Below are 10,527 nucleotides of genomic sequence, written 5' to 3'. Positions count from 1 at the left end.
ACTCGATTGTCTATCTTTTGGTATTAACCTGTTGATGCCTTAAGTCCTTCCCTATATGGATTTCAGCTACTTTTGAGCGTAGTTGCTCTCATCGAATTTTATTTTAAGTTAATTATTTGCATAACAATTCCCGAAGAGCCTCCGATTCAAAAATTTAAATTTTCAGGGTTTCCATAAATTGACAGGATTATCAACTAGAAACAGAGTAACCATTCAGGGGGAGCAGGAAAAAAACTGATAGCTGCCTCCTGTCTCCTGTCTCCTGAACTCCCTAACCTAAATCTCGGTCTTTAGTGACAGTAATTTCCTTAGATAAATGTCGATACCAAGTAAAATAGAGACCGATGGAAAGCAAAAGAAAAACCAAAGCCAAAATCTTCAAACTTTGCCACTGCTTGATGATTAAAACAATCCCCATCATAAAGAGGACTAATTGCCAAGGAACGGTGAGAAAAGCGGCAATGATATCCCGTTGATTTTCCGCTTTAATTTTTGCCTGTAGGTTAGGTTTAACACTGTGACGGACTTCTCCCCAAAAGCCAAAAGGTCGGGTAACATTATAGAAATTTTCCATAACTAAAATATCGGTGGGAGGAGTTAACAAAGTAGCGATAATACAGCCAGCTAAAGCGAACAAACTCGGCACAAGAAAGAGAATAAGTTCCTGATATTGACTGTGACGAAAGAAAGGTAAAATTATCGCTTGTGAGGCAATAGCCGCAATCATTCCCGCTAAAGTTCCCACGGCAAAACCATAACCATTAAAGCGCCACCAATACCAACGTAATAGGAGAGGAACTGCTAATCCTACCCCTAATCCCGTGGTTAACCAACCCCAAATATCATTGACATTTTGGATATTAAAACTCAAAACTAAGCCAATTACTACCACAAAAACCGAGGCCAGACGACCTTGAAAAACTAACTCCTGTTCTCCCGCATTTGGTTTCAAAAAAGCTTGATAGATATCTTTGACCCAATAGGCAGCACTAGCGTTAATAACTGCGTTAAAAGTGGACATAGCTGCCGCTAAAAAAGAAGCAATTAATAACCCTTTCATCCCCACAGGAATATATTGAGTAATAACCGTGGCCAGAATTCTTTCCGGATCTGTAATCGTGCCTTTAGTTAAACCGTAGTGAATACCTAAAACCGCAAAAGCTGTGACTAGCGGCCAACGGAAAGAAAGCAGAACAATCCAGAATAAAGATAATAAACCGGCATCTCGATCGCTTTTGGCGGCTAGATATCGTTGTAACATATATCCACCGCTGCCGCTGCAACCTTCGATGATGGTTTTAACTAAATAAAAGAAAATCACCCCACCAAACAAATTAAAGATGGCATAATCTCCGGGTAAATCCAACGTCAGGGAGGGAAAAATACTCGCCCATTCGCTTAAATTCCAAGTTTTTGGCTCCGCTGCCCCTGGAATTGCCACCGTGAAACTATCGGGAAGATTAACAGTAAAAAAGGCCACTGTCGATACATAAATTACCGCCACAAAAATCAGAAAACCTTGAAATAAATCGGTAATTACCCCACCATAAAAACCACTGGCCACCGTATAAATCAAGGTTAGAAGAATCAATATCACCGAAGCAAGACGATCATCCATACCCAGAAACTGCCCTAAAAATTTCCCCCCCGCAACGGAGAAATAACTCATCGCACCGATAGAGAATAAGAGAGTGGCGACGGCGCTAATAATTCGGGCAAAATTCCCCTGTTTTCCAGTTCCAAAGCGAAATTGCATCCATTCCGCCATGGTCATAACTTGGGCGCGGCGATTCCATTTGCCCATAAAAGCCATGAGAAAGGCCATAATTAGGACGACACCGCCGCGGATTTCGATAAATAGTCCTTTGGGTCCGACGGCGTAAATTAGGGCAGAAATGACCATAGTTCCCGCTAAATCGGTGTTAGCTGCCATTCCCGACACCCCTAACATCCACCAAGGCAAATTGCGATTACCTAAAAAGTAGGATTCTAGACCTTGAGAAGCTTTTTTCTCGGCTATAATCCCGATTATTAGGGTTGCTGCCAGATAAAGCAGGATAATTACATAATCAATTAACTGCATAGTTGAGATCAATTTAACTTTCGATCGTTATAGCATCAATTGACTACGATTTCTGGCTAACGGTTTCTTTTTCTAAGATTTGCACCCGTTGCTCTAGCTTTTTTAAATCTTCCTTTATTTCAATTACTAAAGTAGCTAAACGCTGGAACAGTGGGTCACTTTCCCCGACTACTTCCCCATTTACTATACCTGTTCCCGATCGCCGTTGGGGAATGGGAGCGGCATTTTCCCCGCGGATGGATATTCCTCGAATCTGACTTTCAAGGCGCTCGACTCGATTGCGGAGACTAATTAACTCCGATCTTACCGCCGTATCCGATTGTGCTTTGCTGGCATTAACAAAACTCAGTATTAGCAAAAGGGAGATAATCAGAGTTAAAAAGCCATAAAAAGAGATTTTAGCTAATTTCATCGATTTTACCTCCTATCTATCTTACCCAACTTAATGTTAAGAAACGTGGCTAAATCTAAAGCTTGATTGCAATTCCGCCCCCGGGTGATTAGTTGCTCAAAAGAGGATGATAAGGTAAAAAACACGATTTTGTCGAAATTTGGCCTTATCTCTATGTATAAAAACTCAGATAAAGATTTTCTCGGAGCGGCAATCACAGCCGGTTTAGGTGCGGGAATCGTCACTTCCTTTGCTGTCAATCAAGGACAAGACATCGGTACAGCTTTAGGAATTACCGCTTTAGCGGCTGTTTGCGGTGTTATCTGCCGTCATTTTGACCTAATGTGATGCAATCTTCCTCACACCTCCAATTCTGCCGAAAAATCCTGTTTTTTCTCGTATTGATAGGGACCGAGCAGAGCACCCCAAATTCCCTTACCAGTGCCGGGATCTAGGCCTTTATCGTAGGTTTTTAGGCTATGACTCGTCACCTCGAAACCTAAAGCCACCTGATAGGTTGTACCCTCATAGGTGAATTGACAGCGCTGTTCCGGTTGCGGTTGGGCGATAAACTGGTATTGATGATCAGCGAGAGTATGGACTTGAACCGCTAAAGTGCAAGTAGGCAGGAAAGTTAGGTCTTCTAAGCTAATTTTTCGCAAAATATCGGGATTTTTGCCCGCACCTTGCACGGATTTCAGGTCATTAAACATATAATGCCTAACCTCTAACCCTGCCGATTCCGAGCGCGTTAATCGCCACAGTCGCGGTCGGTAGGGTTGGTCTAAATTGATCATACTGGCCTGTTCGGCAAAAAGTGCGATGCTGTCTTCCCGAAATAAAGGCAACGGACGCAACCATAAACGCAGGTGAACGTACCACACCGGTTCCGCTTGTGCTTGCCGTTGATTTTCAAATTCACCTGCGAGATACCGACCAAAAGTGATTAATTCAGGGGTCATAGCTCAAAAAATTCTCCTTATTGCCTCAAAATTAATCATAACACCCATAGAAATCACTTTTTTGACAAAAATGACCTTCAGGCTAATGGAACCCGCTTAAACCCAGCTATTCCCCCTTTAGTGTACCAATATTCCCAGCGACCGCCAGCAGCACTAGACCAATCCTTGAGGTCAAATTTACCGCTGCCGGAGGGAGTTCCTGCGATGCGATAGACTTTCACCGCTTGACCGTTATTATTCCAGATTAAAGGCCGATCCGGCTCCATCTGTTCGGGTAGAGTCCCGTTAGTTTGCAGAAAATAGGCATCTTGTCCCTTATCGGTGCCGTTGCCATAGACTTTGGCGATACCATGCTCATCGATCGCCAGAAAAGCACCTTCTTCTAAACCGATAGCGTAGGCGGGCAGTTGATTGTGATTATCGTGTACATTGCGGGCTAAAAAACCAAAAAGGCGACCATATCTTGTTTCGGGATGATCTTGATTGAGTCGATCCAAATGGGTATCTGTCACCACTTTTTTGAGAAAAGGAACCCGAATAAAATCACTCCGATAGAAGTCTTTGGTGTTGAAGTGAAAGGGATTATTTAATATTTCCGAACTCAGTACTCCTTCGTGAGTAGGCGCATAGTAAAAATCACCCAGAATAGCCATTCCTGCGCTGGTTCCCGCCACGGGAACTTTTTTCTCATTGATCAGATAATTGATCGCTGTTTCCACCTTTGTGCTTTCCCACAAATCCTCGTACTGATTTTGATCACCACCGGCAAAAAAAAGAATATCGGCATTACGAATATATTCGATAACATCAGGATGATTCGCCGCTTCACGACTATCAATTGATAGTTCCGCCGCTGAGCCGATCAGGGAGCGGTAATTGTCGCAAATCCAATCAGCTTGACCGCCAAGATTGCCAAAGCGCAACACTAAGTAATTACCGCCTTTAGCTCGATTCAATAACCATGTGGTCGCTTGATCTTCTCCTAATTTACCTCCTTCCGCTCCCCCGATTAATAAAATACCCGATCGATGTTTTACCGACTGAAAATTGGCTTGTCCACAACGACAAGAATAACGAAAATCTCGATTATGATTGTCGAACATAGTCTTATACCCTCGCCTCTTAGCTTACTGCTTCTATCCTAGCTTTAACTAGGACAAAATCAGAGTTTTCTACCATAAAAGTTAACAACAAAGCCGATCTATAGCTGAAATCGGTAGCGGCAAAACTCCCTAGTTTACATTCTGTTAAAAATCGTCCTATAATAATCCAAGGCTAGAAACTGGCAATTATTACTGTTGAAGTTGAAAATCGGCGGGCGATATGTTAAACAGACGTTCTTTTTTGCAAGGATTAGGTACAATCGCCTTAGCGGGAGGTTTAAGTGGCTGCGCTTCTGGAAGCGGCAATCTGAGCATTTTTCTCCTATCTGGTTCGATTCCGCCGCGATTACTAACAGATTTTCGGAAAACTATTGCCGAAAAAAAAGTCAATTTTCAGTCGGAAAGGCAGCTGAAAGAGCTATTAAAATTGTTGGAAAAATGGTTAAAAAATCAGGGGCAACCAGCCTCACAATTTTCGATTTCTATTCCTTTTAGGGAACAAAAACCAGCGATCGGTAATTTAGTCACCCTAGGGGATGCTTGGCTAGGAAAAGCGATTACCAACGGCTTAATTCAACCCCTAGATACTTCTCAACTCTCTAATTGGTCAAAACTGCCCCCCCGTTGGCAAGAAAACATGGCTCGCAATGCCCAAGGACAACCGCAAACAGAGGGTAAAGTCTGGGGTGCGCCCTATCGTTGGGGAATGACAGTAATTGCCTATAATGAGGAAAAATTCGCTCAATTTGACTGGCGACCACAGGATTGGTCCGATCTATGGCGACCGGAATTAACCGGTAAAATTGCCCTAATTGATAATCGTCGCGAAGTCATCGGTTTAACCCTAAAAAAATTGGGTTATTCTTATAATTCCAGTGATTTAAAGCAAGTTACGGCACTAAAAGACCAGCTATTCGCTTTACAAAAACAGGTAAAATTTTATAGTTATCAATATTATTTACAACCCCTGATACTCGGTGATGTCTGGCTATCTGTGGGTTGGTCTAATGATATTTTACCCGTGAGCGATCGCTATAATAAAATTAAAGTTGTTGTCCCCAAATCTGGGACTTCTCTCTGGTCAGATGTGTGGGTAAAACCGGTTTTAACTACTCCTAATTCTCTTGTCGAGCAATGGATTGATTTTTGTTGGCAACCAGAATCCGCCACTAAAATTTCTTTATTTACCTCCGGATTATCACCCCTAATTCTCACTCAAAATCCCGACCAAATTTCCCCAGATATTAGAAATAATCCTTTACTTGTTAATCCAGAAGCGATCAAAAAAAGCGATTTTTTAAACCCTTTATCCCCAGCAACCGAGCAAGAATACGAGCAATTGTGGCAAGCAATGCGACAGTTAGTATAGTCAGGAGATACTAGACAAAATTCTGCGAGAATATTGAGGTGAAAATTACATTTACCTAACTGATAACTGATAACTGATAACTGATTAAGCGGCTTGACTTTGGGTTTCTTGGGCGAGAAAAGTAAGGATAGAAGCTTTCTCAATTAACCCCAAAACCCTGCCGTTTTCTTCTACCACTGTCACTTGAGATAAATTTTCTCCTTCCAAAATTTTTACCACATCTAGGAGGGAAGTATTAGACAAAACCAGTTTGAGACTTTCGCTAGTTTGTAATAACTGGCCGATATTTACCTCTGTCCATTGGGAAGTGGGAATCGTTTTCATATCCTCTACATTAATCACTCCTAATAGTTTACCTTCGCTATCGGTAACTAGGAATCTAGACCATTGTTGTTTACCGATAACATAATTATTAGCAAACTCGCGCAGGGTTAAATTAATCGGCACTACAGGACTATTAGGAGAGATAACATCTTTAGCACTGTAGCGACTTAGGAAATCTTGAACCTTAGCTGATTGAGCGGAAAAGCCAGCATTTTGTAGAAGGAAAAAGCCAATTAATAGCGTCCAAGCACTGCCAAATTGACTGATTCCGAGAATTGATAGCGCACCGATGACAATCGCTAACCAACCAAAAAATTGACCGAAACGACTAGCGAATAAAACCCCTTTATTGGGATTGCCCGTTACTTGCCAGACGATGGCTTTAAGGATATTACCACCATCTAGAGGTAAACCGGGGATCAGGTTAAATAACCCTAGGGCGAGGTTGATATAGACCAGGAGAGAAAGAATCGCCGCCAGGGGCGCATTTAAGCTAATATTGGAACCAATAATTAGGAAGATACCGAAGAGCAGTAAACTAACTAAAGGGCCAGCAATTGCTACTAGAAAAGCTTCTAGAGGAGTTTTCGATTCTCTGCCGAGAGTTGCCAACCCACCGAATAAAAAGAGGGTAATTGATTTGACTTCAATCCCTTGGGCGATGGCAACAAAACTATGACCTAATTCGTGGGCAACCACGGAGGCAAATAGGAGAATAGCGGCAAAAAATCCTAAGAGCCAGGGCATGATTCCCGTTAACTGGGGAAACTGACTTAAATCTCTCCCATAGGTTAAGGTAATTAACCCCAGAACGAAGAACCAAGAAGGATTAATATAAAAGGGAATTCCAAAGAGATTCCCGACTCTAATGTTGCCATTCATTTTGTATCTTCTCCAATTATTGGGGACTAACGCCAAGAAGATTAGGTTATCAATTACGCCATTCACTTCTGTTAACAATTGTAACAAAAATGAAAATCTCCCCGGCATTCCTTCAGGGAGTAAAAACCGTCATCCCTGTGGTTCGGTTATTTTCGTAGGAGAATTAAATCAATGATTAATTATTTACGGGGACAAGCGATCGAGGTGCTCAAAACCCCTAATAACCGACTGATCTTGATTTTAGACGTAAACCAGATCGGTTACGAAATCCAAATTCCCTCGCGATTAGCCCTAGACATCGGCAAAGATAACAATGATAGTCGTCAGATTTTTACTCACCTACTCCTTCGCGAGGAGCAGCCTTTATTGTACGGTTTCGGCACCGCTCCAGAGCGAGATCTGTTTCGTCAACTGCTTTCCGTCAATGGGGTTGGGGCGCAATTAGCCCTAGCTTTAATCGATACCTTGGGGATTGAGGAACTTGTGGTGGCGATAGTGACAGGAAATACCAAATTTTTGAGCAAAACCCCCGGAGTTGGCTTAAAAACAGCAGAAAGAATCGCTTTAGAGTTAAAAACTAAATTGGCAGCATGGCGACAACTAAGAGAAGCGACGACGACAACCACGGCAATACTACCGGCAGCGGCAATCCTTGAAGATGTGCAGATGACCCTTTTAGCTTTAGGATACAGCCAAGAGGAGATCGATCGAGCTATGGCAGTCCTCAGTCAAGATGCTTTATTTAGTAAAAATACTCAGCCAGAAGACTGGATTAAAGGAGCCATTAATTGGCTAGGGTAAATCAGTCGTCGGTCGTCGGTCGTCAGAAGATTAGTTTTATTGATTCTCCCCACACCCCACACCCTACACCCTACACCCTACACCCCGCTCCCCACTTCCCCACTTCCCCACTCCCTTGTGAGGGCAAATGTTAAAAAGTATTACGAAAATAGTGAGAAGGTGAACCAGATGCCGCAAAATAGTTGCGTTAGGTCGCTCTAGCTAGGGAAGTCTTGAGACGCTGAGGCGGAAACGAGATAACTTGAGCGTAGTGACCACAACTGCTATAAAATGTCAGATTAAGTTTATTAATCTCACTTAGTTGGGAGGAATCCATCAATGAGTATCGTCACGAAATCGATCGTGAATGCTGATGCTGAAGCTCGTTACCTCAGCCCCGGCGAACTAGACAGAATTAAAGCCTTCGTTGGCAGTGGTGCCGCTCGTTTACGCATCGCCGAAACCCTGACCGGCGCTCGCGAAACCATCGTCAAACAAGCTGGCGATCGCTTATTCCAAAAACGTCCTGACATCGTTTCCCCCGGTGGCAACGCTTACGGCGAAGAAATGACCGCCACCTGTCTGCGTGACATGGACTACTACCTACGTTTAATCACCTACGGAGTAGTTGCTGGTGATGTCACCCCGATTGAAGAAATCGGTTTAGTCGGTGTGCGTGAAATGTACAAATCTTTAGGAACCGACATCGGTGCCGTAGCTCAAAGCGTTCGCGAAATGAAAGAAGTTGCTACTGGTCTTATGTCTTCTGACGATGCTTCTGAAGCTTCTTCCTACTTCGATTACGTGATCGGCTCTATGTCCTAGAATAACTCCTTTGTGAATTGTTCTAGACACACCCCCCGTAAACCTCTTAAGATTAAGCAAAACCCAAGGAAGAACCACCATGCAAGACGCAATTACTTCTGTTATCAACTCTTCTGACGTTCAAGGCAAATACCTTGACTCTAATGCTCTCGGCAAACTGAAAAGCTATTTCGCCACCGGTGAACTGCGCGTGCGTGCCGCTAGTGTCATTAGTGCTAACGCTGCCGGTATCGTTAAAGAAGCTGTGGCTAAGTCCCTGTTATACTCTGACGTAACCCGTCCCGGTGGCAATATGTACACCACCCGTCGTTACGCCGCTTGTATCCGTGACCTCGACTACTATCTCCGTTATGCTACCTACGCTATGTTAGCTGGAGATCCTTCTATCCTCGACGAGCGCGTTCTCAACGGCCTGAAAGAAACCTACAACTCTTTAGGTGTACCCATCTCCTCCACCGTTCAAGCTATCCAAGCGATGAAAGAAGTCACCGCTAGTTTAGTTGGTGCTGATGCGGGTAAAGAAATGGGGATTTACTTCGACTACATTAGCTCTGGCTTAAGCTAGAAATAACGAACTCGGACAAAATAGGTTCGGGAAGCCGAGGATGAGTGCTAGGTCTTTAAAGGCTGAATCTGTCCAAGATAGGTTTTGACGAGCTAGTATTGATCCTTGACTCCCGACCTTTGTTATTTTAGAAAAAGGCCTTCGTTAGTTTGAGCGACAAGTTTTTCAGCGATTAGGAGAAATCAATCCATGCGGATGTTCAAAATCACCGCTTGTGTTCCTAGCCAAAGCCGCATTCGGACACAACGGGAATTACAAAATACCTATTTCACCAAACTCGTTCCCTACGATAATTGGTTTCGTGAGCAACAACGCATCATGAAAATGGGCGGCAAAATTGTCAAAGTGCAGTTAGCGACCGGCAAACCAGGAACTAATACAGGTTTACTGTAATTGGCTGCCACTAGAACTTAAAAAAAAGAGGTCTGGAAAGACCTCTTTTTGCTTTAGGGATTTTTTTCAAACTGCAAAGCGGCAGAGTTGAGACAATAGCGTTTTCCCGTTGGAGGTGGACCATCGTTAAAAACGTGACCGAGATGTGCATCACAGGCGGCACAAACAATCTCTGTCCGCACCATGAAAAAGCTAATATCTCGTTCGTACTTAATATTAGTCTCGTTAGCAGCAGTCCAGAAACTCGGCCAACCAGTACCCGAATCATACTTGCTGTCAGAAGTAAATAACTCCGTACCACAGCAGACACATTTGTAAATACCTTTTTCCTTATTATCGTGATATTTACCCGTAAACGCCCGTTCTGTTCCCTTTTTGCGAGTAACTTGGAACTGTTCGGGAGTTAGCTGGGCCTGCCATTCCGCCTCGGTTTTACGAACTTTTTCTACCATAGTCAGGACAACCGCCATTATGATTAAACTTCCCTTTTTAGTCTAACCTGAGTTCGAGATCTAGGCTTTTTTCATAAACATGAAGTATGACCTGATTTAGCATCAGCTTCTGACGACGTACTCCCCAAAAGGAAAACTTGGTCAGGAAACCCTATAGACTTAGCATAATCTCAGCTTATCAATAGTATAAGTAACAATATCGTCAAACCCCTTTACAAACCGATACAAAGTCTTTAAGATAGAGACATCATCAATCAATCGTACCTCGACAACCTAATAGGAATCATAAACCAATGACCACCACTCTACAACAGCGCGAAAGCGCTTCCCTGTGGGAGCAGTTCTGCCAGTGGATCACCAGCACCAACAACCGTCTTTATGTCGGCTGGTTCGGTGTC

At 43.3% G+C, this 10,527-nt stretch carries 13 protein-coding genes; 7 read left to right on the top strand and 6 right to left on the bottom strand.

All coding sequences use genetic code 11. From position 1 onward, the window contains the following. Window positions 1-271 precede the first annotated feature (271 nt). Together O9332_RS07295 and O9332_RS07290 are read right to left on the bottom strand one after the other, a co-directional pair. Window positions 272-2,083, bottom strand: coding sequence for a sodium:solute symporter family protein (locus tag O9332_RS07295; RefSeq protein WP_288024581.1), 1,812 nt, complete (start codon window positions 2,081-2,083; stop codon window positions 272-274). Window positions 2,084-2,126: 43 nt separating this feature from the next. Further along, window positions 2,127-2,495, bottom strand: a complete 369-nt coding sequence (locus O9332_RS07290; protein ID WP_002758318.1) for a hypothetical protein — start codon at window positions 2,493-2,495, stop codon at window positions 2,127-2,129. Between the two features lie 153 nt (window positions 2,496-2,648). Between O9332_RS07290 and O9332_RS07285 the strand changes: the two genes are divergently transcribed. After that, entirely contained in the window at window positions 2,649-2,822 is a 174-nt protein-coding gene (locus O9332_RS07285) for a hypothetical protein (protein ID WP_002739017.1), read from the top strand. A gap of 11 nt (window positions 2,823-2,833) precedes the next feature. On the opposite strand, the gene O9332_RS07280 is transcribed toward O9332_RS07285, so the two are convergent. Next, window positions 2,834-3,436, bottom strand: a complete 603-nt coding sequence (locus O9332_RS07280; RefSeq protein WP_002758319.1) for a chromophore lyase CpcT/CpeT — start codon at window positions 3,434-3,436, stop codon at window positions 2,834-2,836. Between the two features lie 77 nt (window positions 3,437-3,513). Next, window positions 3,514-4,539: a cyanophycinase gene (locus O9332_RS07275; RefSeq protein ID WP_002758322.1), complete on the bottom strand. Its 1,026-nt coding sequence runs from the start codon at window positions 4,537-4,539 to the stop codon at window positions 3,514-3,516. Between the two features lie 220 nt (window positions 4,540-4,759). Between O9332_RS07275 and O9332_RS07270 the strand changes: the two genes are divergently transcribed. Further along, window positions 4,760-5,908, top strand: a complete 1,149-nt coding sequence (locus O9332_RS07270; protein WP_002758323.1) for a substrate-binding domain-containing protein — start codon at window positions 4,760-4,762, stop codon at window positions 5,906-5,908. Between the two features lie 84 nt (window positions 5,909-5,992). On the opposite strand, the gene O9332_RS07265 is transcribed toward O9332_RS07270, so the two are convergent. After that, window positions 5,993-7,222, bottom strand: a complete 1,230-nt coding sequence (locus O9332_RS07265) for a site-2 protease family protein (protein ID WP_043998981.1) — start codon at window positions 7,220-7,222, stop codon at window positions 5,993-5,995. Window positions 7,223-7,285: 63 nt separating this feature from the next. Between O9332_RS07265 and ruvA the strand changes: the two genes are divergently transcribed. The 5 genes from ruvA to O9332_RS07240 all read left to right on the top strand — a co-directional run bounded on the left by ruvA (window position 7,286) and on the right by O9332_RS07240 (window position 9,677). After that, on the top strand, window positions 7,286-7,915 hold the full coding sequence (ruvA, locus tag O9332_RS07260) for a Holliday junction branch migration protein RuvA (protein WP_002758325.1): 630 nt from the start codon (window positions 7,286-7,288) through the stop codon (window positions 7,913-7,915). Then, on the top strand, window positions 7,903-8,049 hold the full coding sequence (locus O9332_RS07255) for a hypothetical protein (RefSeq protein WP_196219804.1): 147 nt from the start codon (window positions 7,903-7,905) through the stop codon (window positions 8,047-8,049). Before ruvA ends, O9332_RS07255 begins: the two co-directional genes overlap by 13 nt. Window positions 8,050-8,233: 184 nt before the next feature. Then, on the top strand, window positions 8,234-8,719 hold the full coding sequence (apcA, locus tag O9332_RS07250; RefSeq protein WP_002739012.1) for an allophycocyanin subunit alpha: 486 nt from the start codon (window positions 8,234-8,236) through the stop codon (window positions 8,717-8,719). 79 nt (window positions 8,720-8,798) lie between these two features. Next, the gene (gene apcB / locus O9332_RS07245) at window positions 8,799-9,284 is read left to right on the top strand and encodes an allophycocyanin subunit beta (protein WP_002758327.1); all 486 of its coding nucleotides are present in this window, start codon (window positions 8,799-8,801) and stop codon (window positions 9,282-9,284) included. Window positions 9,285-9,473: 189 nt separating this feature from the next. Next, window positions 9,474-9,677 carry a phycobilisome linker polypeptide gene (locus tag O9332_RS07240; RefSeq protein WP_002739162.1) on the top strand — a complete coding sequence of 68 codons (204 nt, stop codon included), beginning with the start codon at window positions 9,474-9,476 and terminating at the stop codon, window positions 9,675-9,677. Between the two features lie 53 nt (window positions 9,678-9,730). On the opposite strand, the gene msrB is transcribed toward O9332_RS07240, so the two are convergent. Then, a complete protein-coding gene (gene msrB, locus O9332_RS07235; RefSeq protein WP_002758329.1) occupies window positions 9,731-10,147 on the bottom strand; it encodes a peptide-methionine (R)-S-oxide reductase MsrB in 417 nt (138 codons plus the stop codon). Window positions 10,148-10,527: the final 380 nt, after the last annotated feature.

Origin of the sequence: Microcystis sp. LE19-10.1B, assembly GCF_027530565.1 — a bacterium.
GTDB classification, from domain to species: Bacteria; Cyanobacteriota; Cyanobacteriia; order Cyanobacteriales; family Microcystaceae; genus Microcystis; species Microcystis aeruginosa.
Note: the sequence above shows the minus strand (reverse complement) of the source record. Positions and strands in the feature narration are given on the sequence as shown.

Bases quoted from the DNA above. Each gene is read 5' to 3' on its own strand.
- O9332_RS07295 (WP_288024581.1), bottom strand. From the start codon at position 2,083: ATGCAGTTAATTGATTATGTAATTATCCTGCTTTATCTGGCAGCAACC.
- O9332_RS07290 (WP_002758318.1), bottom strand. From the start codon at position 2,495: ATGAAATTAGCTAAAATCTCTTTTTATGGCTTTTTAACTCTGATTATC.
- O9332_RS07285 (WP_002739017.1), top strand. From the start codon at position 2,649: ATGTATAAAAACTCAGATAAAGATTTTCTCGGAGCGGCAATCACAGCC.
- O9332_RS07280 (WP_002758319.1), bottom strand. From the start codon at position 3,436: ATGACCCCTGAATTAATCACTTTTGGTCGGTATCTCGCAGGTGAATTT.
- O9332_RS07275 (WP_002758322.1), bottom strand. From the start codon at position 4,539: ATGTTCGACAATCATAATCGAGATTTTCGTTATTCTTGTCGTTGTGGA.
- O9332_RS07270 (WP_002758323.1), top strand. From the start codon at position 4,760: ATGTTAAACAGACGTTCTTTTTTGCAAGGATTAGGTACAATCGCCTTA.
- O9332_RS07265 (WP_043998981.1), bottom strand. From the start codon at position 7,222: ATGCCGGGGAGATTTTCATTTTTGTTACAATTGTTAACAGAAGTGAAT.
- ruvA (WP_002758325.1), top strand. From the start codon at position 7,286: ATGATTAATTATTTACGGGGACAAGCGATCGAGGTGCTCAAAACCCCT.
- apcA (WP_002739012.1), top strand. From the start codon at position 8,234: ATGAGTATCGTCACGAAATCGATCGTGAATGCTGATGCTGAAGCTCGT.
- apcB (WP_002758327.1), top strand. From the start codon at position 8,799: ATGCAAGACGCAATTACTTCTGTTATCAACTCTTCTGACGTTCAAGGC.
- O9332_RS07240 (WP_002739162.1), top strand. From the start codon at position 9,474: ATGCGGATGTTCAAAATCACCGCTTGTGTTCCTAGCCAAAGCCGCATT.
- msrB (WP_002758329.1), bottom strand. From the start codon at position 10,147: ATGGCGGTTGTCCTGACTATGGTAGAAAAAGTTCGTAAAACCGAGGCG.